Source organism: Hyphomicrobium sp. (genome assembly GCF_019753045.1).
Taxonomy (GTDB): domain Bacteria; phylum Pseudomonadota; class Alphaproteobacteria; order Rhizobiales; family Hyphomicrobiaceae; genus Hyphomicrobium_B.
Genome location: NZ_JAIELN010000005.1, coordinates 262,532 through 285,609, shown reverse-complemented (window position 1 = coordinate 285,609; position 23,078 = coordinate 262,532). Strand labels below are relative to the sequence as shown.

Below are 23,078 nucleotides of genomic sequence, written 5' to 3'. Positions count from 1 at the left end.
AGTCTCGAACGTGGGCCGAAGTTAAGCCGCGAGCATCTCGGTCGCGTCCGAGCGGATGCGCTTCACCATCGAGGCGAGCCCGTTCGAACGTTGCGGAGTGAGATGCTCCTTGAGCCCGAGGCTCGCGAAAATGCCTTCAGCGTCGGTCTTCAGGATCTCGTCGAGCGTCTTGCCCCGGTAGATGATGAAGAGAAGGGCAATTAGGCCCTGGACGATGTGAGCGTCGCTCATGCCCTGCATTTCGAGCTTGTCGCCGGAACTCGGCGCACCCGGTGAGCCCACGCGCTCGGTCGCCAGCCAAACCTGGCTCGCGCAGCCGCGGACCTTGTTGGCGTCAGTTCGAAGGGCGTCCGGGAACGGCGGGAGCGCGCGGCCGAGCTCAATGACATAGCGATAACGATCCTCCCAATCGTCGAGGAGCGCGAAATCGGCGCGAATGTCGTCGAGTGTCATCGGGAAAGTCCAGCCTGCAACCCGCTTAATCGGGCATTCACAATACACTTAGGTATGTGGGCCGGTCGAGGGCAAGGCCGTACGCGCTTGGGGCCCAACCCAATCGCGTGAACTCAATCGCCTAAGTGTTTCTTAAACGCCGCTCTTGTGGCTGTTCTTGCCGCGCCAGTCCGGCATTTTGTCGACCGGCGTCAGAGTGCCGCTCTCCCGCTCCAGGACAGCAGGTGCAACCCGGCCTTTGCTCTCGTCGAGGTTCAAGTTCGTGTTGGCGAGGCTCGAAGCCTCCCGCTCGCGGATCATGTCGTAGGCGAGCTTGGCGCCGAACTCGGCTTTGGCAACGAACAATGACCAATATTCCGAACCTTTCGCGCATGCCGCAGCGTTGCGGTCGCAGAATGTGACGACCCATTCCGCCGTCGACCCGGCGCGCTCGTAAAGACGCTGCTGCTGTTCCCGGTCGGACGGAAGCAGCGCGACGGCGACCGCCGCAAACGTAGCAATACGCAACAAACCCATAGCTCAAACTTTCCCATCTGCGGCCGAAACGCGCTCGGCCGTTGAACGGATTGGCAGTGAAGGCTCTTACCCTCGCTCAATGGATACCAGCCCCGGCTCAAGGTCACGCTAGTTTGTGCAATGCAATTCGAACCGTTTTTGCTTCAAGTTTTAGATAAATTGGATGAGCTCCACGGCTCAGAAATTCCCGACGGTTAAGCAGGTCTTAACGGCTGACTCGCCATACTTCGAGCTTGGGGAACGAGCAACGGGCGTCAGCATGACCGAGAGGGATATTAAGCTCGCAGCTGTCATATCGCTGCTGGCGACGACGAGCGTGGCTTTGAACATGTTCGTCTTCCAGAACACCGCCAAGACGAGCGCCATCGAAACGGGTGGCATCGTGACGGATCGCACCTCGTGGGTCGATGGGCCGGGCATTGCGCTTGGACCGACGTCGCCGGGTCCCGCAGCCGAGCAGCCCGCATCCGACGGCGTTTTGCCGCCGGCGCCTTTGGGCCAAAGCGACGATGCCAACCGCGCGGAACTTACGAAGGGCATACAACGCGAACTCGGCAACATCCGTTACGAGCCCGGCCAGCCCGACGGCGTTTTGGGAATGGTCACGCGCGCCGCGATCTTCGCATATGAGTACGACAACGGCCTCGTGTTGACGGGCGAACCGAGCGAACAGCTTTTGAGCCAACTGATCCTCGGTTCATCGTCGATGTCGCCGAGCGCGGCGCGGCCCGGCAAGACGATGACGGCGGATGGCGAAAGTCTCGTACGCTCCGTCAAGCAGCAGCTCGCGACGCTTGGCTATCAGACGGGCGTTCCGGGTTCCGCGATGACGCCCGAGTTCGCGCGTGCCGTCCGCGAGTTCGAGACCGACCAGAAGCTGAAAGTCACCGGCCGCATATCGGGTCCTTTGATGAGCCGGTTGATCCGTCTGCAGGGCGAGCCGAAGGCGCGGCGCGAGGCGATTGCGAAGGCGGCGAAGCACTAGGGATTTCCGGGTGCTTGCTGATAACGTACCGACATGCGCCTCAAAACCGAAATCTGGGTCAAAGCCTATCTGCGTCGTTGCCAATTCAATGGCGCCCACGCCGTCGTGGTCCGCCACGGCGACGACGATGCGGGAGCAGTGTTCATCAAGATCGTTCGTCCCGATCAAACCGCGGCAGTTTTCTCTCCCGCGCCGGCCGGGCTCGATGACGCCGACGTCGACCGGCGCTGGGTCGCACGTTTCAAGCAGGACTTCGTGCCGGAGGCAGACGCCGAGAAGCTCTTAAAGCGCGAAGCCGAATTCGACAGCGACGTCTGGATCGTCGAGATCGAGGACCGCGAAGGGCGGCACTTTCTCGGCGACGAATTGATGAGCTAGCAACGCTACCGGACGTTCAGGATTTCGTTTTACCGTCCGTTAAGAACTCCCGGACTCTACTTCATTGATTGCGATGATTCTGGCGGCAGCAGCGCATTTACGCCACTCTTCAGTACACAGACAGTAATGCGTCCCGTTCCCGTGGCGGGAGCCTTCAAGGCGAGGAGTGCCGCACGGCGTGGGCAAGGGCTCGCGCCAGGGGGACGAATGGCAACGATCATTGCATTCAAGACCGCACCGAAACCGACAACAGCCTCGGTGCTCGCGGCATACGGAGCAGGCCAATCCGCCGAAATCGTATTTTTCCCGGGCGTGCGCTACGAACGTCACGGCGAGGAACGGGCGGACAAACCGAAGAAGCCGCGGCAGAGCCGTCGCGACACGCTCGACCTCGACTCCGATACCAAATCATAAAGGCTTGGCGCCCGTCGCGTGCGGCCGGCTCCCCGCTGGGGAGTCGCACGCGACCATCAAAAATTCATCGCGTGCGGCCGGCTCCCCGCTGGGGAGTCGCACGCGACCATCAAGGACTCTTCACGCGCCGCCTGCAGTGCACGACGCCTTCGAGAGAACCGCCTGTTCGTCTGCGCGGTAAGGATCGCCCTTGTCGGGAGCGCGAACGACGATCAATCCTTTTTCAGCGGCGATCGACTGCTGCGTATCGACCGCTTCTGGCGTGATGCCGGCTTTCGTGGAACTCGTTTGCGGCAGCCCGAGAAAGCGATCGTCGGCGGGTACGATGGACAGATCGACCGTCGTCTCCCGGTCCGCTGAGGCGGCGGCGAAATAAAGATTGTGCCCGTCGGGCGCGTAGATGCCGATCGTCCAGCCGAGATCGGGAAGCAGCGCACGAACGCGTATCGTCGTATCGCCAGTATCGAACAGACAGAACGCATAGTGCTCGTCGGGCGCTAGGAAAGGCAGCGGCTGGTGCTGCGGCGTCACGGCGGAGGCGATCGTCATCTGATTTTTCGGCAAAGAGCGCGCAAGTCGAGAATAGGCCGATCCGCGCGCATCGTTGACCGCCATGAACGTCGCGATGAGATGCACGATCCCCGCAACCAGCAGGAAGATCGCGAGAAGCCGGAAGTCGAAGCGCTGAAGCAATCTCACGAGCATCCCTCCCGCGTGATGACGGGCAAATGCTTGTTCCGCTCCGCGCGTTCTTCGGCCGAAAGACCGGTCGCCGGGTCGAGCACTGTCAGCACGAGTACAAGACGTCCGGCGCCGCTCGTCGGCAGCCAGTTGCCGGGCCGCGCGTCCCGGCCGAGCGTGACGACGAACGTGCCGTTTGGATTGGGGGCGATCGTGTCGGCCGTGAACTCGTAGCGGTCGGCGTCATTGCTGATGAGATTGCCGCGAGCATCGAACACGGCGAGACTCCACCATAAGCCGCGCATGTTCGCGCCTTCGACGACGTAGTTGCACGACGAATGGAGCCGCGCCCCTTGCGAATCCGTGCGCGCTTCGAAAGTGCCGGCACTGTCGGCTGAAATCCTGAGCTTGCCCGTCGTGACGACGTGGGCCTTGGTGTAGGGGTCGGCGCTCTCGCGGCCGATGTCGCGCCACTGTTGCCAGGGCCCGTACATATCCGTCGACAGCGGCGAGCCGCGCGCAACCATGTACCGGCTCGACCAGACGCCGACGGTCACGGCGAGGACGATCGTCAGAATGAGACCGATCGCGCGCAGCAGGATCCCGAAGATCGTGCGCATCACGCTGAGGCGCGAACCCGGCGATATCGCTGCTGGCTCAAGTTCGACCGATGCCAAGTCCGTGGCTTCCTGTTTCAATGGGCAGCTGCTGGGGCCGGCGACTTCGTTGGCGATGCCGCGGGCGACGTTGCTGCCGGAACTGAAAGATCGTCGCGAGATGTGTCAAGCAACGTCGCGCGCCGGTCGGTCTTCGGAGCCTCCGGCCGTGTCGCAGGCTGCGGCGCCTCCTGCTTCGGATCGATGGGCGACGTTGGAGCATGCGATGGTCCGGACGCGGCTGCAGGCGCCGCCTCCGCTTGGCCGTTCGCCTTGCGAAGCGCCGCGACGAGAACCTTGAGAGCATCGCGCGTCTTCGACGGCAGGACGGCCTGCGTCTTCGTCGCGTCCGCAGCAAGTTGCGCCGGCTCGAGCCCGGCCGCAACTTGCTGCGCTCTGATCTCGGCGAGACGCTTCTGCTCCTCCACCTGACGCGGATGCGGGGCGAGACCCGGAATGGTCGGAATATTCATGTCGGTGTGCGCAACCGTCATCAGGTCACGCCAGATCGGCGCCGCCTGATGGCCGCCCGTGACGCCCGAGCGCATCGGCCGGTTGTCGTCGTTGCCGAGCCAGACGCCCGCGACGTATTTGCCGGTGAAGCCCATGAACCACGCGTCCTTGGGACCGGTAGAGGTGCCGGTCTTACCCGCGACGTTGGTGAAATCGAGATTGGCCATGCCGCCCGTCCCTTCGGTCACCACGCGGTTGAGCATGACGTTCATCTCTTCAGCGACGTGCCGCGACACGACCTGCCGCGGGGGCGGTTCGTCGCGTTCGCGCGAATAGAGAAGATCGCCCTTCGATGTCGTGATGTCGAGAATGCCGTAGGGCTTGGCGAGCTTGCCGCCGTTCGCGAACGTCGCGACGCCGCCGGTGTGCTCGAGAACGGTGACGCCGCCGTCGCCGAGCGCCATCGAGCAGGTTTTCTTGACGCCCTCGATGCCGACACGCTTGGTCATCTCGACGACCTTTTCCCGGCCGACGACGAACGACAGCTCTGCCGCAACCGTGTTCAACGATTTGGCCAGCGCCATCCAGAGCGGGATCCGCGCGCCCGAGCCGCCGCCGCCGCCGTAGTTCGACGGTGACCAGTTTCCGCAGGAACGCGACGCGTCCCTGACGATGGTCTCCGGCGTGAAGCCGTTCTCCATCGCGGTCGCGTAAACGTAGATCTTGAACGACGAGCCCGGCTGGCGCTTGGCGTGGGTTGCTCGATTGAATTGACTTTCGCCGTAGTCAGGCCCGCCGACGATCGCCCGGACCTTTCCATCCGTCTCCATCAGAACGATCGCGCCCGAAGTAAAGTGAAGGTCGCGACCTTCCTTGCGCAGAGCCGCAGCGAGAGCCTCTTCGGCCTGCCGTTGCAGCGTCAGATCGACCGTCGTTCGCGCCGTCAGCACGAACTGGTTTTTGCCGTCGGCGAGGCGTTGGACTTCTTCGAACGCCCAATCGAGATACCAATCTGGGCTCGTCGAGGTCCGCGCTTCGACGATTTTCGCCGGGTTCATGCGCGCCGAATGCACTTGGCCGGCGGTATAATATTTGGCCTCGACCATGTTATCGAGAACCTGGTTGGTGCGGGCGCGCGATGCCGCAAGATCGACGAGCGGCGAGTACTTCGTCGGCGCCTTGAAGAGGCCGGCGAGCACGGCTGCTTCCGACATGTTGATGTCGCGAACGGACTTGCCGAAGTAGTATTGCGACGCCGCTTCGACGCCGAAGGTGCCGCCGCCCATATAGGCGCGATCGAAATAGAGCTTCAGGATCTCCCGCTTCGAGTAGCGGCTCTCGAGAAGGAACGAGAGGAACAGCTCCTTGATCTTTCGCTGCAGCGAGCGCTCCGACGACAGGAACAGGTTCTTCGCAAGCTGCTGCGTCAGCGTCGAGCCGCCCTGCACGACCTCGTTCGCCTGCACGTTGGTGACGAGCGCGCGCATCGTGCCGAGAACGTCGATGCCGTAGTGCTCGAAGAAGCGCCGGTCTTCCGTCGAGAGAGTCGCCTTGATCAGGACGTCGGGGATATCTTCGAGCGGCACCGCGTCGTTATGGAGAATGCCGCGGCGGCCGATCTCGTTACCGTTGACGTCGAGGAATTTGACGGCGTAGCGCCCGGTCAGAAATTTGCTCTCGTCGAATTCCTCGAACGCGGGAAGCGCGAGCCCATAAAGGACGACGAAGCCGCCGAACAGCATCGTCAGGCTTTCGGAGGCGAATTCATTGAGGAGGCGACGCCAGCCGACGAGCTGGAAGCGGGCAAAGTAGCTCGATCCGGCATTCCAGTAGTCTTTGACGCGCGACCATGCTTCCCCGAGCGCAGAATTGATCTGCGAATCGAGCCTAAGCCAGTCGATGAAGCGGTCGCGGCCGCCCTGTCTATGAAACCAGTCGTTCAAGAAACGGCCACCCTAACGACGTCGCTCTTGTCACGCGTGAGACGTGGGCTTAAGCCCTCAACAGCGAGAGTCTTTCTTGCAACAACAATCGCGACGCTTCCAGTAGGACGCGCCGCTTAAACCGAATTGCCGACGTTACACGGCGTAAGTCGACGAAATTGTGGTTATCGCGACTGAACCGACAATGGAAGAGCAAGACTTGATGTTGGACGGCAACGATCCACCGTTCTGGCGCACGAAGACCCTCGAAGAGATGAACCGCGACGAGTGGGAAGCTCTGTGCGACGGCTGCGGGCGCTGCTGCCTGGTCAAGCTCGAGGACGAGGATACGGCCGAGGTCTACCTGACGCGCCTGTCGTGCGCACAGCTCGACGTCCGGACCTGCCGCTGCAAGGACTATCCCAATCGCTTCAAGAAGATGCCGGATTGTCTTGAGATCGATATTGCACGCGCGCGCGAACTTTCCTGGCTGCCGAAAACCTGCGCCTACCGCCTCATCGGCGAGGGGCAAGACCTGATGTGGTGGCACCCGCTGGTTTCAGGTTCTCCCGACACGGTGCATCAGGCCGGTGTTTCCGTCCGCAGCTTCGCCATGAGCGAACGTCGCGTCAAAGAAGAGAATTATTGGAAATACATCATTCCTGACGACGGACCTGAAGGAGGCTCCAAGCCCGAGCGGAAACGCCGTCCTTCGGGTGCCAGCGAACTCCCTCCCGAAACCACCGAATAGCGGCAGCGAAAAGATTTTGCGGGCGTGATTGTCATCCCCGTCGTGCCGGCGGAGGCCGGCACCTAGTCAAGCTTCAACACAACAGCAGATGGGGTTGGCCCGGCGCTGACCGCGAGCGCGAATGCGCTGCACTTTGCCTGGATCCCGGCCTTCGCCGGGAGGACGGTGGTGGGTCGTCCCCTCTCCCCATTTCTTCAATGGGGAGAGGGCTAGGGTGAGGGGCAGCCTCACGATCAACGAATGTGCTGCCCCTCACCCCGACCCTCTCCCCGCTTGCGGGGAGAGGGGGGAGTCAGGAGCCGTCATTCGCGCCGCAGGCGCATGACGGAGTGCATTCTGAACGGAGAAACTTATCCTCGCTCTGAGAAAGTCGACTATCATCGGAAAGTTTGCGCCTAGATCTGCGATAATATATAGAAAAATCAGAGACTTACGCCATTTCTGTCGTTGACAGCGTAACGCTCTTCGAGTAGGTTTCTGTATAACGCGGAAAGTGTGAGAGGCCACCGGGACAGGCCTCAGGGCTCTACGTCCACGCTCCGCAGCAATAACCACCGAAATTCCAAAAAGGCAGTGTGCATGGCGGCGGCATCGATCGTGCGGCGAACGACTTCGCGCGTTCTCACGACAAAGGTGGCCGCAACGAACGACGACGATCCGGCGGACGAAAAGCCGAAGGCGAAGCGTCCGGCCACGAAGGGCGCGAACGCATCGAAAACGAAATCTGCCGCGAACGACGCGGTCGCGAAACCCGCGCGCACCGTTCCGGCTCGGAAGGCGGCGACAAGCACGCGCGCCAAGCTGCCCGCGACGGGAATGCGAGCAAAGCCGCCCACGACGCGAATGCGAGCAAAGCCTAACGTCCTCGTGCAGCGCGTCTACAACACGATCGATGGCGAGCTGACGAAGCTCGAGAAGCAAAAAGGTCTGACGTCGCAGGATCGCGAGCGAGCGTCCCGCGCCCTGTCGCAGATGGTCAATGCACTGGAGAAAGCAGTTGAGATGCAACGCGTGATGACGAAGCGGAAGCCAACGGGAGGTGACGCCAAGAGCAAGGAGGCGCTCGCCCATGCGGAAAACCTACGCCGCGAAATTGCGGAACGTCTTGAACGCCTCAATCACAAACGGTCGTCTCAGCGAAATCCTGAATGAGCTGAGCGCGGACGAACTCGAGTTCATCTCTCACGATTGGGAACTTTGGGCACGCGACGAGCAACTCGCGCCAGTATTGATTGCGCAAGACTCGCGCAACAAGCCCGCGCCTTGCGGCCGGCTCCCCGCAGGGGAGTCGCAAGGCGCAATCAAAAGCTGGCGAGTCTGGCTGCTGCTCGGTGGTCGCGGATCGGGAAAGACGCGGGCAGGCGCCGAGTGGGTGAGGTCACTCGCACTTTCTTCCGAGACGGACGAAGCAACATCCCCGCTCACGGCGGCCGGCTCGCGGAACGCGAGTCGCCGTGAGCAACCAAGAATCGCACTGGTGGGCAAAACGCTGGCCGACGTACGCAACGTCATGATCGAAGGCCAGTCGGGACTGCTCGCGATTCATCCGGCAAAAGAGCGGCCGCTGTTCGAACCCTCGAAGCGCCGCCTGACGTGGCCGAATGGCGCGGTCGCGGAACTGTTCTCGGCGGATGAAGCCGAAGCGCTGCGCGGCCCGCAGTTCACGGCCGCCTGGTGCGATGAGCTTGCGAAATGGCGCGGAGCGGAAAGGGCGTGGGACATGTTGCAATTCGCGCTGCGGCTCGGCGAAGCGCCGCGCGTGTGCGTGACGACGACGCCGCGCGCGACGAAGCTATTGAAACAGATCATTGCCGATGAGGCGACCGTGACCGTCAATCTCGCGACAGCCGACAACGCGACGAACCTCGCACCGACGTTCCTTGCCGAGATGACGCGCCGCTACGCAGGCTCCGCAATCGGCCGCCAGGAATTGCTCGGCGAAATTGTCGAAGACCCGAGTGACGGACTTTGGCGCCGCCACTGGATCGAGGAAGCGCGCGTCGAAAACGCGCCCGAGATGCAACGCGTCGTCGTCGCGCTCGATCCGCCGGTGACGGCATTCGCGGTGTCGTGATGATCCCGGGTTCCGGCGAGTTCGTCTACGCGACGGAACCCGTGCACCAAACCTTCGACGACGGCGTTTCGCAGTCGGAGAACGTTCATCAGTTGGTCGGCCCGACCGACTGGCAGGTTTCGCTCGATCAACTCGAAGCGGCATTGCCGAACGCGAAGTCGGTGTCGCTTGTCGTCAGCTGGTTTGGAACGGACCTCCGCGCGGGCGCGTGTAAGATCATGCCGGGGGTCGAAACCCGCCATAAACGGACCGCACCATTGAGCTGGTCCGTTGCCGGCGAAACGCGCAGCACAGCTCATCTCATCAGCATGCGCGACGGCAACGCAGCCTATGGCGGCACGCCTTCCGACCAGACGGTCATCGCCGCCATTCGCGATATGAAAGCGCGCGGATTGGACGTGACGCTGACGCCGTTCGTTCTGATGGATGTTCCGGCGGGCAACAGCCTTCCTGATCCCTACGGCGGCGAGAGCCAGCCGGCATATCCGTGGCGCGGACGAATTGCGTGTCATCCGGCGCCCGGCCAATCGGGAACGCCCGACAAGACGTCTGCCGCCGCGACGCAAATCGCAAGTTTCGTCGGCTCAGCCGCGCGATCTGACTTTTCCATCGCTGGCACAAGCGTGCACTACGCGGGACCGGACGAATGGTCGTACCGGCGCATGATCCTGCATCAGGCGCATCTCGCGAAAGCGGCTGGCGGCGTCGACGCTTTCGTTATCGGCACGGAGTTGCGCGGTCTGACGTGCGTCCGGTCGAGCGCCAATGCGTATCCATTCGTCACAGCGCTGATCGCGCTTGCCGATGACGTGAAAGCGATCCTTGGAGCTGGAACGAAGGTCCTATACGCTGCGGACTGGACGGAATACTTCGGCCATCAGCCGGCGGACGGTTCGGGCGACGTTTATTTCCACCTCGATCCGCTATGGTCGGCGTCGAGCATCGACGCCATCGGCATCGACATTTATTGGCCGCTCGCCGATTGGCGCGATGGCCGCGATCATCTCGACGCGGTCGCAGGCGCAACCTCGATCTACGATCAGGCGTATCTCCGTTCGAACGTCCACGGCGGCGAAGGCTTCGATTGGTATTACGCGTCAAGCGAAGATCGCGATGCGCAAGTTCGCACCCCGATAACCGATGGATCCGGAAAGCCGTGGGTCTTTCGCTACAAGGATATTCTCTCGTGGTGGACCAACGCGCACTACAATCGCCCCGCAGGCGTCGAAAGCGCGTCGGCGACGGGCTGGGTGCCGCAATCGAAGCCGTTCTGGTTCATGGAGATCGGCTGTCCCGCGGTCGACAATGGTGCGAACCAGCCGAATGTCTTCGTCGATCCGAAGAGTTCGGAATCGGCGCTTCCCTATTATTCGCGCGGAATCCGCGATGACCTGATGCAGGCGCGTCATCGCCAGGCGCTCACGGACGCTTTCGATTGGACGAAGCCGGGCTACGTCGAAGGATGCAATCCGGTATCGACGGTCAACGGCAAGCGCATGGTCGATCTCGATCGCATACATGTTTATTGCTGGGACGCGCGGCCCTATCCGGCATTTCCGGACGCGACCACCTATTGGGGCGACAGCGAAAACTGGCAGCTCGGACATTGGCTCAACGGCCGTCTCGGCGGCGCGGCGCTCGATGATGTCGTCTCGACCATCCTGCGCGATCAGGGCTTCGCAGATTTCGACGCATCCGCGCTTGCCGGCACCGTGCCGGGCTACGTCATCGACCGGACGATGGCAGCGCGCGATGCGATACAGCCGCTGGAACTCGCGTACTTTTTCGACAGCATCGAAAGCAACGGCAAGATTGTGTTTCGCCATCGCGGCCGCGCCGCGCCTGCAATGGCGCTCGCCCAGGATGCGCTCGTCGAAGAAAGCGTGGGCGACGCGCTGTACGAGATGACGCGCGCGCAGGAAACTGACCTTCCTGCCTCCGCCAAGCTCCGCTACATCTCAGGCGTCGACGATTATCCGCAGGCCGTCGCCGAAGCGCGGCGCCTGACAGGAGCGAGCGGGCGCGTCGCGGAAGCCGATCTCCCGATCGTGCTCGACGACAGCCTCGCCGGAGCGATTGCCGAGAGCTGGCTTTACGAAACGTGGGCGACGCGGGAATCCGCAACCTTCAAACTGGCGCCGTCGATGCTCGCGCTCGAACCCGGAGATCTCGTCTCGGTCGACATCGGCGGACGAAGCCGGCTGCTGCGACTGACCAATATTTCGGAGCACGGGGTTCGCGACATACGAGCGTTGAGCATCGATCCGGGCGTTTACGATCAGATCGACGTCGCGCCGCGCGCTGCCTCCGAGCCTGCACCAGTTCAGATCGGCTCGCCGGCCGTTGCGTTGATGGATCTGCCGCAGTGGAACGCCGCTGCCGATGCGGCGGCCGGATACGTCGCCGCGATGCAGAGGCCGTGGCCCGGCAGCGTTGTAGCGTTCGCGTCTCCGCAGGAGACGGGATATCAGCTTAAGGCGATCGCTGGTGCGCCAGCAACGCTCGGCGTGACGCTTGACGAGCTCCCGCCGGGGCCCGAGGGACGCATCGATCACCGGGCGTCCGTCCGTGTGCGCCTGACGAGCGGAACGCTTTCTTCCGTCGATCGGGTTGGGATGCTGGCGGGTGCCAACCTCGCGGCGCTTCGCAACGCGAGTGGCAATTGGGAAATCGTACAGTTCCAAACCGCCGAACTCGTTGATGTGCAAACGTATCGCATCGGTGGACTTCTCCGTGGCCAGTTCGGAACTGAAGGTGCGATGGACGACGCGCTTCCAGCCGGTGCGCAATTCGTTCTGCTCGACGGTGCGGTGACATCCGTGCCGCTCAGGGAGAGCGAACAGAAGGTATCGCTCAATTGGCGCTATGGACCCGGCAACCGCGATATCGGCGACGCGTCGTACGTCACGGAGCCGTTCGCCTACCACGCGCTTGGGCTTCGGCCGTTGTCGCCAGTCCATGTCAGAGGCGTGCGCACGCCAGACGACCTAGGCATTTCTTGGATTCGGCGCACGCGGAGCGGCGGCGATAACTGGGAGCTGCCCGAAGTGCCGCTCGGCGAAGAAAGCGAAAGCTACGAGGTCGACATTCTCGACGGCGGGGCGGTGAAGCGCACGCTCCGAGCGCCGTCGCCAAGCATTGTTTATTCGAGTGCAGATCAAATCGCCGACTTCGGCGGCGTGCAGCCGAGCGTGTCGGTCAAGGTCTATCAGACAAACGTAATCTTCGGCCGGGGCGCTCCTCGCGCGGCCACTGTTTAGCAAGGCGAAAAGCATATGGATCAACCGGCGTGGCTCGCGGCCGCGTGGGCCGAATTCGGCGTGCGCGAAATTCCGGGCAAGGAGAATTCTTCCGAAATCCTCCGCTACTTCCGCGAAGCTGGCGACATAAAGGTCGAAAGCGAAGAGACGCCGTGGTGCGCCGCGTTTGCCGGCGCCATGCTGAAGCGGGCCGGATGCCAGGGTACCGGATCGCTCATGGCACGGTCGTATCTCGACTGGGGAATTGGTCTCGATGAGCCGCGCTTTGGCGCGCTCGCCGTTTTGGCGCGGGGCGACGATCCGACCGCCGGACACGTCGGCTTTCTGATCGGCTCGGCGGCGAACAAGCTCTACCTCCTCGGCGGCAACCAGGGCGACGCGGTGACGGTCTCAGCCTTCGATGCCTCGCGCCTTCTCGGCTTCCGCTGGCCGGACGCTGAAACCGAGGCTGAAAGCGCGACGGCCGACAACGGCATCTTCGCGAAGGCGCTCGCCCACGTCCTCGAAATGGAGGGCGGCTTTTCGAACGATCCGTACGATCCCGGCGGCCCGACCAATCGCGGCGTAACGCTCGAAGTCTACGCCAACTTCAAAGGCCAGACGGTCGACGCCGGCTCGCGCCCGCGGCTCATTTCGGAGTTGAAGTCGATCCCGGATGCCGTCGTCGAGGCCATCTATCGCCGCCGGTATTTCGATCCTGCTCAGTGTGCAGCGTTCACGGCGCCGCTGGCGCTGATGCACTTCGATGCCGCCGTAAACCACGGCGTCGGCGCCGCGACCCGGATGCTGCAGCAGGTCGTGAACGTGACTGTCGACGGCGAGATCGGCCCCGAGACGCTCTCGGCAATTGGCAGCCGAAGACTGACGGATCTGATCGACGACTACGCGGAAATCCGGCGCACCCGGTACCGGGCGCTCCCGCATTTTTGGCGCTTCGGACGGGGTTGGCTGAAACGCGTCGACGCGACATTGGCCCTCGGAAAATCCTGGGGCGCGGCCGACGGCATCACCCGCGGGCTTTTGGAGCCGGCACAAATCGCAAAAGGAGAATCCAGCATGAGCAAAGAAGCGACGACAGCGCCGATGGTCGATGATACGGCGAAATGGTGGGCCCAATCGAGGACGCTTTGGGGAACGCTGATTACCGCCGCGGCGACCGTGCTTCCCGTCATCGCCCCGGCGATCGGTGTGAGCCTGCCCGCCGATCTCATTCAGACTTTCGGCAATCAGGCGGTGACCGCCGTTCAGGCGCTCGCCGGCTTGTTCGGGACGGCGCTGGCGATCTACGGCCGGTTCAAGGCGTCATCGGTCCTCAGCCTACGAAAGAGTTGAATAATATCAGGGGCCCATCCTTAACGGCCTCCCGTATTCATCGGCGGTTCAACGCGCTATGTTAGACCGTCGGTTTTCCGGAAGAATGCGGATGGTCAATTCGGGTAGAGCGGTGGCAGTGGCGACAGCGGCAGTGGTACTACTGCCGTGCGGCGCCTTGCGCGCCGACGACTGCCTGACCGACTGGGGCATGGCCGGCCAGATTGTCCGCCGGGAAAACCTGATAACCGTCGAGGAGGTATCGCGCTCGTTGGCAGCAGATGGTATCGGCAAGCTCGTAAAGACCACGCTGTGCCGTACGGAAGCCGGATATTTTTATCGTCTGGTCATCAGAAGTCCGACGGGACAGCTTAGAACGACCGTTATGACAGCGAGGGGCCGGTAGTCGGTCCGTCGTTGCGGGGATGGAAATCTCTCGTCGAGATCTCCGAGCGTCCGCAAGTCTTGTAGGAGGGGGAGGGGACTACCGTGCGAGCGCTCGTCGTCGAAGATGACAAGGACCTGAATCGTCAGCTTTCGGCGGCTCTGGAAGACGCAGGCTTCGCCGTCGATACGGCAGCAGACGGAGAGGAAGGCTACTTCCTCGGCGATACCGAGCCGTATGATATCGTCATTCTCGACATTGGCCTGCCCAAGATGGATGGCATTTCTGTCCTCGAGCAGTGGCGGCGCAGCGATCGCAAGATGCCCGTCATCATTCTGACCGCTCGCGACCGCTGGAGCGACAAGGTCGCTGGAATGGATGCCGGCGCCGACGACTATCTCGCCAAGCCCTTCCACATGGAAGAGTTGCTGGCGCGGGTTCGGGCTCAGGTCCGTCGGGCGTCAGGCCATGCAAAATCGGAAATCGAATGCGGACCGGTTCGTCTCGACACCAAATCGGCGCGCGTGACCTGCGAGGGCTTGCCCGTCAAGTTGACCTCGCACGAATTTCGGCTGCTGGCCTATTTGATGCACCACAACGGCCGCGTGGTTTCGCGGACCGAACTGGTCGAACATCTCTACGATCAGGATTTTGATCGCGATTCGAACACGATCGAAGTATTTATCGGCCGACTGCGGAAGAAAATTCCCGGCGACGTGATCCAGACGGTCCGCGGTCTCGGATACCGCATGAGCCAAGGACCGGATGAGGCTTAACTCACTTGCGCTGCGCCTTTTTGCAACTTCGGCAGCGTGGACGCTACTGGCGCTGCCGCTCGCGGGCTACATCATTTACGCGCTGTATCGGGATGACGTGCAGCTGAGCTTCGACGCCCAGTTGAAGAAACTGCTGACGCAGATCACGATCGACAGCATGAGCACGATGGGCGACGAGCCCGTCAACCCGCCGAACCTTTATGAGCCCCTTTTCGAAGTCACGCAGTCGGGCTGGTATTGGCAGATACGGCCGATTGACGGCGCTCCCGGCCGCACGCTCGTATCGCCCTCCCTCGCAACGGCCATGTTGCCGTCCCCCTATGACAGAAAGTTCCCGACCGACGACACTGGGACACGATGGATGAACGTCCCCGGCCCGACCGGTTCGACGATCCGCATCCTCGAATTCATCGATTCCCCCGGTCACGATCCCGAAAAGACGAAGTATTCGATTATCGTCGCCGGTCCCATGGACTGGTTCGAGGAAACCGTCGCCAAATTCCGCGCCCGCCTGACAAGTGCGCTGTCGCTTGTGGGTCTGGGTCTTTTGGCGGCGACCGTTTTCCAGGTTCGCTTCGGTCTTTTGCCATTGCGCCGGATCGAACGAGGCCTGGCGAGTATCCGTTCCGGCCAAGTCGAACGCCTCGAAGGCCAGTTGCCGGCCGAGATCGAGCCGTTGCAAACCGAGCTCAATGCGTTGATCGATTCAAACCAGGACATCATCGACCGCGCCCGAACGCAGGTCGGTAACCTCGCGCACGCATTGAAAACCCCGCTCGCAGTCATCACCAACGAAGCGCGGGAAGATGAAAGCGCATTCGGCTCGAAGGTTGCCGAGCAAGCCCATCTGATGCGCGATCAGATTACGCATTATCTCGACCGCGCGCGCATCGCCGCAAGGACGAACACCATTGGCCGCGTCACGCCGGTCGACACGACGGCGGAACCAGTCGTCAGAGCGATAGAGCGCATCCATCGGGAAAAAGGCATATCGATCGACTACGCGGTTCAGCCCGGTGCCAAGTTCCAAGGTGAAAAGCAGGACCTCGAGGAGATGCTGGGCAACCTTCTCGACAACGCCTGCAAGTGGGGCAAGCGCAGGGTTTACCTGACGGCGACAGTCAACAGTCAGGAGACGACCGCCCGGCGAAAGCTCACCCTGATCGTCGAGGACGATGGCCCGGGTCTCTCGGCGGAGCAAAGAGCCAAGATCGGTAAGCGCGGACTTAGGCTCGATGAGACCAAACCCGGCTCGGGGCTGGGACTTTCGATCGTCACCGATCTTGCGGCGTCATATCGAGGCCGGTTGAGGCTCGATGCCTCCGAGCACGGCGGCCTGAAAGCTGTTCTTGAACTCCCCGCCGCCTGACGCGCGTTGATTCCGCATTGCAACAGCGGATGGAGTGGGGATTTGCCCGAATTGTGGTGGATTTCCGCCTTGTCGAAGGCGCAATATCGGTCTAGCGAATATCGCAGGACTACGCGCCGGTGGGGCCAGCGGCGTGTCGGGGGATGCCACAAATGGGGTTTACCATGCGCACTGCGCGCCTTTCGCTGCCGCTTCTGGCAGTCACCTTGCTTTGCGCCTGCAGCAATGGCCAGGGCGGAGTGGACAATACCAGTACCGGCCTCGTTCTCGGTAGCATCGCCGGCGGTGTCCTCGGAAATTCGATCGGCAAGGGTGAGGGAGGCAAGGTCGCTGCCACCATTGGCGGTGCTGTCATCGGCGGTATCGTCGGCAGCCAGATCGGCAAAAGCCTCGACGAACGCGATCGCCGTTTGGCGCAGGAAGCGGAATATGACGCCCTCGAGCGCGGCCAGTCCGGCAACCCGCGGCAGTGGCGCGATCCCGATACCGGTCACTACGGGGAAATCGTCCCGAGCAAGCCCTATAAGCGCGGCGTCGCCGATTGCCGTGATTACACGCACACCGTTTACATCGACGGCCGGCCGCAGAAGATGCATGGCACTGCCTGCCGGAGTTCGGACGGAACGTGGCAGAACGTCGGTTGACGCGCTGCAGCGGACCAACTCGTTTCATTTCGCTAAGTTAATCCCGTCCGCGACAGATGGGCTAACTTAGGCTTTGTCGGCTTGCCTCGGCAGGCATGCGATCCTATTCCCTGCAGCGAAGCTTGAGGATCGCGCAGCGATGGTTTTCTGGATTCTAGTGGCTGGATTAGTGGCAGCCGTGACGCTCGCCATCACGCGGCCGCTGATGCGTCCGTCATCGGCGGCAACGGATTCCGCCGGCCCCGATATCGCCGTCTACAAAGATCAGCTCAAAGAAATCGATTCCGACGAAGCGCGCGGTACTCTCGCCCCTGCGGAAGCTGATAGCGCCCGCACCGAAATCGGCCGCCGGATTTTGCGTGTATCGCAGGACCATCCGAAAGCCGGTAAGCCCGCTCGCGACCCAGAGCGCAATCGCTTCGTCGTTCCGGTATCCATCGCCACTGCCATTGCGCTGCCGATTGCAAGCTTGGGCCTTTATCTGACGTATGGCGCACCCGGCATGCCGGCACAGCCGTTGAGCGAGCGCCTCGCGCAAGCGTCGGACGCCAACAAGCCCAACGATCTCGTCGCCAAAGTCGAAGAGCGGCTGCGAGACCATCCGGAAGACGGTACCGGATGGGATGTCATCGCACCCGTCTACTATGCGATGGGACGGTATGCCGATGCCGCGACCGCCTACCAGAATGCCATCCGGTTGATCGGCGAAAGCCCGAAGCGTCTACAAGGCTTCGCTAACGCGCGCATCCACATCGAGAACGGCGTCGTTCCGGAAGACGCCCGCAAAGCTCTCGAGCGCATTATTGTTTTGGCGCCGGACCATTCAATTGAGCCGCGCATTTGGCTGGCGCTCGCAAAGGAGCAGGACGGACGCGTGTCTGACGCGGCCGCCGATTATCGCAAGCTCATCGCCGAAGCGCCGGCGGACGCGCCTTGGCGCAAGGTCATCGAAGAACGGCTGGCAAATATCGGCTTCAGGATCGGCAGTCCACCGGCAGGCGATGGTAATCAGGGAGCAGCCGGCAACGCCGGCCCCGCTTCAACCTCAGCATCCCCACCTCCGGCCGCCAATCCTGAAGCCGCCGCGGTCATGGCAATGAACCCCGAGGAACGGCAGGCGTTCATAGCGCGTATGGTCGATAGTCTCGCAGCCCGTCTCAAGTCCGATGGAAACGACGCCGCGGGATGGGTAAAATTGATACGGGCCTATCAAGTTCTCGGTCGCCGCGATGATGCCATCAAAGCTTTGACAGATGCCCGCGCCAACCTCAAAGGCAACCAGGACGGCTTGGCCGAAGTCGAGCATCTCGCGCGCCAGCTGGGCCTCGGAAGCTAATGCAATGCAGGGTCTCTGATGACACGTAAGCAGAAGCGCGGAGTTCTGATCGGCGGAGGGGTCGCAACGCTCTGCGTGGCGCTCGTTCTGGTGCTCTTCGCGTTGAAGGACAGCATCGTATTCTTCCATACGCCGAGCGACATCGTCGAGAAGGGCGTCCCGCCGGGTCAGCGCATCCGCCTCGGCGGCCTCGTGGAGCATGGCTCCGTCGTTCGCGGCGAGGGTACGACGATCACGTTCAAAGTGACCGATACGCTGCGCGATATTCCGGTTACATTTACGGGCGTGCTGCCGGACCTTTTCAAGGAAGGCCAGGGCGTGGTCGCTGAAGGCATGCTCGATGGCGAGGGCCGCTTCAAAGCCGATAGCGTGCTTGCCAAGCATGACGAAAATTACATGCCGCGCGAAGTAGCGAATGCGCTGGAAGCGAAAGGCGTCAAGCTTGGCGCGGGCGCCCATCCGGGCCAAGTGAAGGCAGGGATGCCTTAGAAGGACATGCCGTGATCGTAGAATTCGGACATTTCGCGCTGATCCTCGCTTTGCTGGTTGCCGTCGCGCAGGTCGTCATTCCCGCGATCGGCGCTCACCTCAAAGACGAGCGCATGATGCGCGTCGCCGACCCTGCGGCCGTTTCGCAACTCTTCCTGATCGCCATCGCCTTCTTTGCGCTGACGCACGCCTATGTGACGTCGGACTTCTCCGTTCTGAACGTTGCTGAAAACTCCCATTCGACGAAGCCGCTGATTTACAAATTGGCCGGCGTCTGGGGCAATCACGAAGGCTCGATGCTGCTTTGGGTGTTGATCCTGGCGCTCTTCGGCGCCGCTGTCGCGCTCTTTGGCAATAACCTCCCGCTGACGCTGAAGGCCCGCGTTCTATCCGTGCAGGCGTCGATCGCGGTGGCGTTTCTGCTCTTCTCGCTGCTGACGTCCAATCCATTCACCCGCCTCGATCCGGCGCCGCCCGACGGACGCGGCTTGAACCCGATCCTTCAGGACCCGGCGCTCGCCTTCCATCCGCCGTTTCTCTACATGGGCTATGTCGGCTTCTCGATTGCCTTCTCGTTTGCGATTGCGGCGTTGATCGAAGGCCGCATCGATGCAGCCTGGGCGCGCTGGGTGAGGCCGTGGACGCTCGCCGCCTGGATGTTTCTGACGATCGGCATCGCGATGGGATCGTGGTGGGCATATTATGAACTCGGCTGGGGCGGCTGGTGGTTCTGGGATCCGGTCGAAAACGCATCCTTCATGCCGTGGCTCGCCGGAACCGCGCTTCTGCATTCCGCGCTCGTCATGGAAAAACGCGAGGCGCTGAAGATCTGGACCGTGCTGCTCGCGATCCTGACGTTCTCGCTGTCGCTGATGGGCACGTTCATCGTGCGCTCCGGCGTGCTGACATCCGTCCACTCCTTCGCCGTCGATCCGGCGCGCGGCGTATTCATTCTCGCCATTCTGGTCCTCTTCACCGGCGGCGGCCTCGCGCTCTTTGCGTTGCGCTCCAAGGACATGCAGGCGGGTGGCCTGTTCCAGCCGATCAGCCGCGAAGGATCGCTCGTCCTCAACAACCTGTTGCTCGTGACGGGCGCTGCGACCGTGCTCGTCGGCACGCTCTATCCGATGGCGCTCGAAGGACTGACGGGCGAGAAAATTTCCGTTGGCCCGCCGTTCTTCAACATGACCTTCGGACCGTTGATGATACCGCTGCTCGTCGCTTTGCCGATCGGGCCGATGTTGGCCTGGAAGCGCGGTGATTTCGCGGGAGCGATGCAACGTTTGGCGTTTGCATTCGGTGCGGCTCTCGTGGCTCTCGTTGCCGTATTCGCCGCCGAGTATCGGGGACCTTGGCTCGCACCGTTCGGGATCGCGCTCGGCGTCTACGTTATGGCTGGCGCAATCGTCGAGTGGGCGAACAGAGTGAAGTTCGGCTCGGCAAAATCGGATGAAATCATTCGCCGTGCGCGAAACCTGCCGCGTTCCGCATACGGCACCCTCTTGGCGCATTTCGGGATCGGCATGCTCGTGGTCGGCATCGTCGCGACGAGCGCCTACCGCGAAGAACACATACAGGCCATGAAGCCGGGCGAGCAGATCACGGTCAACGGCTATGACGTGACGTTCGTCGGTCTCGAGCGGGCCCGCGGGCCGAACTACGTCGAAGACATCGCCGATTTCAATGTGAAGCGCGGCGGCGAAACGGTGGCGCGGCTCACGCCCTCGAAGCGGCTCTACGATGCCCCGCCGCAGACGACGACCGAGTCCGGCATTCTTGCCGCGTGGCGCGGCGATCTCTACCTCGTCATCGGCGATCCGCAACCGAACGGCGGCTACGCGGTCAGAGCTTATTTCAACCCGCTCGTACGCTTCATTTGGCTCGGCGCGTTGATCATGTTTATCGGTGGCGGCATCTCGCTGTCTGACCGGCGCTTGCGTGTCGGCGCGCCGTCGAGGTCGCGTCAACCTATTGCGGTACCCGCGGAGTGAAACGCTTGCGACGCTCCATGATAGCGATGTTGCTCACGGCATGGGCGCTCTTCGTAGGCGCTCCGATGGCGCTTGCTGTTCAGCCTGGCGAAATGCTCGCAGATCCGGCGCTCGAGCAGCGTGCCCGGAACATCTCGGCCGAGCTGCGCTGCCTCGTTTGCCAGAATCAGTCGATCGACGACAGCGATGCGCCGTTGGCCGGCGACCTGCGCCGGCTCGTTCGTGAACGCCTGGAAGCGCACGACTCCGACCAGCAAGTCCTCGACTATGTCGTCGCCCGCTATGGCGAATTCGTTCTCCTTAATCCACGCTTTGAGCTGTCCACCATTCTGCTTTGGCTGACTCCGGTTCTCGTTCTGCTCGGCGGTCTCGTTCTTGTTGTCCGAAGCGCCGGAAAAAAAGAAGCATTGTCTCCAAGCACGCCATTGACCGAACAGGAGAAAGCGAAGCTCAATTCCATCCTGACGGACGAGCGCCGCTAGCCGGATTTTGCGCACTGCGGGCTGCAGATTACCAACAGTTAACGTCGCTGACATGCTGCCGTAATCCATTCTCCGGTACGCCTCCAGACAAGGCTCGCGAAGCCTGCATTTATCTGGAGACCATGGGATGCGATTGCCCCACCGTTCGTCGACGACCTCAAACTTCAAATTTGCTTCAAATATCGCACCGGCCACGCTTGCGATGGCGGCCGCTGCGGTGGTGGGAATTGGACTTTTCGCGCCATCCTATCCGGTTCGTGCTGACACCCCCGCGGGTCAGACCATCGAGACCCCGTTCGGCCGCGCGCCCGTTTCGTTTGCCGACATTGTGGACAAGGTCAAACCGGCCGTCGTCTCCGTCTCGGTCGTGAACGACGGCGGCGCCTCCAAGCTCGCTTCGAACGAGAAGGGCGGCAAGAAGGGCGACAAGGGATTTACGCTTCCCGATCTCCCGCCCGATCATCCGCTCCACGACTTCTTCAAGAATCTCCCCAAGGAGTTCGGACAGCCGGACCAGAAGCCGAAGATCGTGCAAGGTCAGGGTTCTGGCTTCGTCATCACGCCTGATGGCTACGTCGTGACCAACAATCACGTCATCGATGGCGCCACGAAGATCCAGGTCACCTTCGACAACGATGAGACGAAGTACGACGCCAAGCTGGTCGGCACCGATCAGCGCACAGACATCGCCGTCATCAAGATCGAGGGCGCTAAGAAGACGTTCCCGACCCTCAAGCTGGCCGAAAAGGAATCGCGCGTTGGCGACTGGGCGTTGGCCGTCGGCAATCCGTTCGGCCTTGGCGGCACGGTCACGGCCGGCATCGTCTCGGCACTCGCACGCGACATCGGCTCGGGTCCTTACGACTACCTCCAGATCGACGCTGCCGTGAACCGCGGCAACTCGGGTGGCCCGACGGTCAACATCGATGGCGATGTCATCGGCGTTAACACCGCGATCTTCTCTCCGTCCGGCGGCAACGTCGGCATCGCCTTCGCAGTACCTGCGAAAACGGTGAAGGAAGTCGTTCAGCAGCTGAAGTCCGGCGGCACCGTCAATCGCGGCTGGCTGGGCGTCAAGATCCAGAACGTCGATGAGGACACGGCTGCGAGCATCGGGCTACCGGCAGCACACGGCGCGCTCGTCAGCGAAGTGACGCCGAACGGCCCAGCAGCGAAGTCGGGCCTCAAGGCACAGGACGCAATCATCCAGGTGAACGGTGATAAGATCGCCGATAGCCGCGACCTCGCGCGGAAGATCGCCGAGCTTGCTCCGGACACGGCGGTGGACGTGAAGGTCTGGCGTAACAACGCGGAGGAAACCGTCAAGGTGAAGCTCGGGCTGTTCCCGAAGAACGCCGAAGCAGCCATGAGCGGCGAAAACAACGACGAAGACAGCAACGGCAACAACGACGACGACAATGCCAAGCCGTCTTCGGTCGAGCTGAGCCAGCTGGGGCTCACATTGATGCCGGCCCGTACCGGCAAAGATGCGCAGGACGGCGTTGCGATCGCTGAGGTTGATCCCTCTTCGGACGCCGCGCAGAAGGGCCTGAAGGCGGGTGACGTGATCCTCGAGGTATCGGGCCAGACCGTCGCCTCTCCGGACGATGTCCTCGCGGGCATCAAGAAGGCCGAAGGCCTGAAGCGCACGGCGGTTCTTCTTCACATCAAGACCGCCGATCAGAAGCGCTTCGTTGCCGTTCAGCTCAGCTCGAAGAAGGGCTGAGGGTTAACCACCCATGAAAAACTCGG

At 62.2% G+C, this 23,078-nt stretch carries 22 protein-coding genes; 17 read left to right on the top strand and 5 right to left on the bottom strand.

Translation table 11 applies throughout. From position 1 onward, the window contains the following. Window positions 1–21: 21 nt before the first annotated feature. Complete coding sequence (locus tag K2Q04_RS06370; protein ID WP_291160811.1) at window positions 22–453, bottom strand: SufE family protein; 432 nt, start codon at window positions 451–453, stop codon at window positions 22–24. A gap of 132 nt (window positions 454–585) precedes the next feature. After that, window positions 586–969, bottom strand: coding sequence for a DUF5330 domain-containing protein (locus tag K2Q04_RS06365; RefSeq protein WP_291160808.1), 384 nt, complete (start codon window positions 967–969; stop codon window positions 586–588). 163 nt (window positions 970–1,132) lie between these two features. Between K2Q04_RS06365 and K2Q04_RS06360 the strand changes: the two genes are divergently transcribed. The 3 genes from K2Q04_RS06360 (at window position 1,133) to K2Q04_RS06350 (ending at window position 2,746) form a co-directional block, all read left to right on the top strand. Further along, window positions 1,133–1,954, top strand: coding sequence for a peptidoglycan-binding domain-containing protein (locus K2Q04_RS06360; protein WP_291160805.1), 822 nt, complete (start codon window positions 1,133–1,135; stop codon window positions 1,952–1,954). 33 nt (window positions 1,955–1,987) lie between these two features. After that, complete coding sequence (locus K2Q04_RS06355; RefSeq protein ID WP_291160803.1) at window positions 1,988–2,332, top strand: DUF1491 family protein; 345 nt, start codon at window positions 1,988–1,990, stop codon at window positions 2,330–2,332. A 207-nt stretch (window positions 2,333–2,539) separates the two neighbouring features. Continuing rightward, window positions 2,540–2,746 carry a hypothetical protein gene (locus tag K2Q04_RS06350; RefSeq protein WP_291160801.1) on the top strand — a complete coding sequence of 69 codons (207 nt, stop codon included), beginning with the start codon at window positions 2,540–2,542 and terminating at the stop codon, window positions 2,744–2,746. 120 nt (window positions 2,747–2,866) lie between these two features. Here the strand turns inward: K2Q04_RS06350 and K2Q04_RS06345 are convergent, their stop codons facing one another. The 3 genes from K2Q04_RS06345 to K2Q04_RS06335 are packed head-to-tail and all read right to left on the bottom strand — an operon-like array spanning window position 2,867 to window position 6,479. Continuing rightward, complete coding sequence (locus K2Q04_RS06345; protein ID WP_291160798.1) at window positions 2,867–3,451, bottom strand: hypothetical protein; 585 nt, start codon at window positions 3,449–3,451, stop codon at window positions 2,867–2,869. After that, the gene (locus K2Q04_RS06340; protein WP_291160795.1) at window positions 3,442–4,125 is read right to left on the bottom strand and encodes a DUF1214 domain-containing protein; all 684 of its coding nucleotides are present in this window, start codon (window positions 4,123–4,125) and stop codon (window positions 3,442–3,444) included. Before K2Q04_RS06340 ends, K2Q04_RS06345 begins: the two co-directional genes overlap by 10 nt. Beyond that, on the bottom strand, window positions 4,122–6,479 hold the full coding sequence (locus tag K2Q04_RS06335) for a PBP1A family penicillin-binding protein (RefSeq protein ID WP_291160791.1): 2,358 nt from the start codon (window positions 6,477–6,479) through the stop codon (window positions 4,122–4,124). The genes K2Q04_RS06340 and K2Q04_RS06335 overlap by 4 nt, the downstream gene beginning before the upstream one ends. 184 nt (window positions 6,480–6,663) lie before the next feature. Between K2Q04_RS06335 and K2Q04_RS06330 the strand changes: the two genes are divergently transcribed. The 14 genes from K2Q04_RS06330 (at window position 6,664) to K2Q04_RS06265 (ending at window position 23,052) form a co-directional block, all read left to right on the top strand. After that, the gene (locus K2Q04_RS06330; protein ID WP_291160788.1) at window positions 6,664–7,209 is read left to right on the top strand and encodes a YcgN family cysteine cluster protein; all 546 of its coding nucleotides are present in this window, start codon (window positions 6,664–6,666) and stop codon (window positions 7,207–7,209) included. 579 nt (window positions 7,210–7,788) lie between these two features. Then, the gene (locus K2Q04_RS06325) at window positions 7,789–8,361 is read left to right on the top strand and encodes a hypothetical protein (protein WP_291160785.1); all 573 of its coding nucleotides are present in this window, start codon (window positions 7,789–7,791) and stop codon (window positions 8,359–8,361) included. Then, entirely contained in the window at window positions 8,279–9,283 is a 1,005-nt protein-coding gene (locus tag K2Q04_RS06320; protein ID WP_291160781.1) for a terminase family protein, read from the top strand. The genes K2Q04_RS06325 and K2Q04_RS06320 overlap by 83 nt, the downstream gene beginning before the upstream one ends. Beyond that, on the top strand, window positions 9,283–12,543 hold the full coding sequence (locus K2Q04_RS06315; protein WP_291160778.1) for a glycoside hydrolase TIM-barrel-like domain-containing protein: 3,261 nt from the start codon (window positions 9,283–9,285) through the stop codon (window positions 12,541–12,543). The genes K2Q04_RS06320 and K2Q04_RS06315 overlap by 1 nt, the downstream gene beginning before the upstream one ends. Window positions 12,544–12,558: 15 nt before the next feature. Next, window positions 12,559–13,875 (top strand): TIGR02594 family protein, encoded by a 1,317-nt coding sequence (locus tag K2Q04_RS06310; RefSeq protein ID WP_291160775.1) that lies wholly within the window; start codon window positions 12,559–12,561, stop codon window positions 13,873–13,875. A 118-nt stretch (window positions 13,876–13,993) separates the two neighbouring features. Beyond that, window positions 13,994–14,260, top strand: a complete 267-nt coding sequence (locus K2Q04_RS06305; RefSeq protein WP_291160772.1) for a hypothetical protein — start codon at window positions 13,994–13,996, stop codon at window positions 14,258–14,260. 83 nt (window positions 14,261–14,343) lie between these two features. Continuing rightward, a complete protein-coding gene (locus K2Q04_RS06300) occupies window positions 14,344–15,015 on the top strand; it encodes a response regulator transcription factor (RefSeq protein ID WP_092869698.1) in 672 nt (223 codons plus the stop codon). Then, a complete protein-coding gene (locus K2Q04_RS06295; protein WP_291160766.1) occupies window positions 15,005–16,384 on the top strand; it encodes a sensor histidine kinase in 1,380 nt (459 codons plus the stop codon). The genes K2Q04_RS06300 and K2Q04_RS06295 overlap by 11 nt, the downstream gene beginning before the upstream one ends. Before the next feature lie 164 nt (window positions 16,385–16,548). Next, on the top strand, window positions 16,549–17,028 hold the full coding sequence (locus tag K2Q04_RS06290) for an RT0821/Lpp0805 family surface protein (RefSeq protein ID WP_291160763.1): 480 nt from the start codon (window positions 16,549–16,551) through the stop codon (window positions 17,026–17,028). 139 nt (window positions 17,029–17,167) lie between these two features. Then, window positions 17,168–18,364, top strand: a complete 1,197-nt coding sequence (ccmI, locus tag K2Q04_RS06285) for a c-type cytochrome biogenesis protein CcmI (protein ID WP_291160760.1) — start codon at window positions 17,168–17,170, stop codon at window positions 18,362–18,364. Window positions 18,365–18,382: 18 nt separating this feature from the next. Then, window positions 18,383–18,853: a cytochrome c maturation protein CcmE gene (ccmE, locus tag K2Q04_RS06280; protein WP_291160757.1), complete on the top strand. Its 471-nt coding sequence runs from the start codon at window positions 18,383–18,385 to the stop codon at window positions 18,851–18,853. Window positions 18,854–18,864: 11 nt separating this feature from the next. Further along, on the top strand, window positions 18,865–20,844 hold the full coding sequence (locus K2Q04_RS06275; RefSeq protein WP_291160755.1) for a heme lyase CcmF/NrfE family subunit: 1,980 nt from the start codon (window positions 18,865–18,867) through the stop codon (window positions 20,842–20,844). Between the two features lie 17 nt (window positions 20,845–20,861). Beyond that, on the top strand, window positions 20,862–21,326 hold the full coding sequence (locus K2Q04_RS06270; protein WP_291161003.1) for a cytochrome c-type biogenesis protein CcmH: 465 nt from the start codon (window positions 20,862–20,864) through the stop codon (window positions 21,324–21,326). Window positions 21,327–21,453: 127 nt separating this feature from the next. Continuing rightward, the gene (locus K2Q04_RS06265; RefSeq protein ID WP_291160752.1) at window positions 21,454–23,052 is read left to right on the top strand and encodes a Do family serine endopeptidase; all 1,599 of its coding nucleotides are present in this window, start codon (window positions 21,454–21,456) and stop codon (window positions 23,050–23,052) included. The last annotated feature ends 26 nt before the right edge of the window (window positions 23,053–23,078 follow it).

Excerpts from the sequence above, each read along its gene's own strand:
- K2Q04_RS06370 (WP_291160811.1), bottom strand. The coding sequence starts at position 453 with ATGACACTCGACGACATTCGCGCCGATTTCGCGCTCCTCGACGATTGG.
- K2Q04_RS06365 (WP_291160808.1), bottom strand. The coding sequence starts at position 969 with ATGGGTTTGTTGCGTATTGCTACGTTTGCGGCGGTCGCCGTCGCGCTG.
- K2Q04_RS06360 (WP_291160805.1), top strand. The coding sequence starts at position 1,133 with ATGAGCTCCACGGCTCAGAAATTCCCGACGGTTAAGCAGGTCTTAACG.
- K2Q04_RS06355 (WP_291160803.1), top strand. The coding sequence starts at position 1,988 with ATGCGCCTCAAAACCGAAATCTGGGTCAAAGCCTATCTGCGTCGTTGC.
- K2Q04_RS06350 (WP_291160801.1), top strand. The coding sequence starts at position 2,540 with ATGGCAACGATCATTGCATTCAAGACCGCACCGAAACCGACAACAGCC.
- K2Q04_RS06345 (WP_291160798.1), bottom strand. The coding sequence starts at position 3,451 with ATGCTCGTGAGATTGCTTCAGCGCTTCGACTTCCGGCTTCTCGCGATC.
- K2Q04_RS06330 (WP_291160788.1), top strand. The coding sequence starts at position 6,664 with ATGGAAGAGCAAGACTTGATGTTGGACGGCAACGATCCACCGTTCTGG.
- K2Q04_RS06325 (WP_291160785.1), top strand. The coding sequence starts at position 7,789 with ATGGCGGCGGCATCGATCGTGCGGCGAACGACTTCGCGCGTTCTCACG.
- K2Q04_RS06320 (WP_291160781.1), top strand. The coding sequence starts at position 8,279 with ATGCGGAAAACCTACGCCGCGAAATTGCGGAACGTCTTGAACGCCTCA.
- K2Q04_RS06315 (WP_291160778.1), top strand. The coding sequence starts at position 9,283 with ATGATCCCGGGTTCCGGCGAGTTCGTCTACGCGACGGAACCCGTGCAC.
- K2Q04_RS06310 (WP_291160775.1), top strand. The coding sequence starts at position 12,559 with ATGGATCAACCGGCGTGGCTCGCGGCCGCGTGGGCCGAATTCGGCGTG.
- K2Q04_RS06295 (WP_291160766.1), top strand. The coding sequence starts at position 15,005 with ATGAGGCTTAACTCACTTGCGCTGCGCCTTTTTGCAACTTCGGCAGCG.
- K2Q04_RS06290 (WP_291160763.1), top strand. The coding sequence starts at position 16,549 with ATGCGCACTGCGCGCCTTTCGCTGCCGCTTCTGGCAGTCACCTTGCTT.
- ccmI (WP_291160760.1), top strand. The coding sequence starts at position 17,168 with ATGGTTTTCTGGATTCTAGTGGCTGGATTAGTGGCAGCCGTGACGCTC.
- ccmE (WP_291160757.1), top strand. The coding sequence starts at position 18,383 with ATGACACGTAAGCAGAAGCGCGGAGTTCTGATCGGCGGAGGGGTCGCA.
- K2Q04_RS06270 (WP_291161003.1), top strand. The coding sequence starts at position 20,862 with ATGATAGCGATGTTGCTCACGGCATGGGCGCTCTTCGTAGGCGCTCCG.
- K2Q04_RS06265 (WP_291160752.1), top strand. The coding sequence starts at position 21,454 with ATGCGATTGCCCCACCGTTCGTCGACGACCTCAAACTTCAAATTTGCT.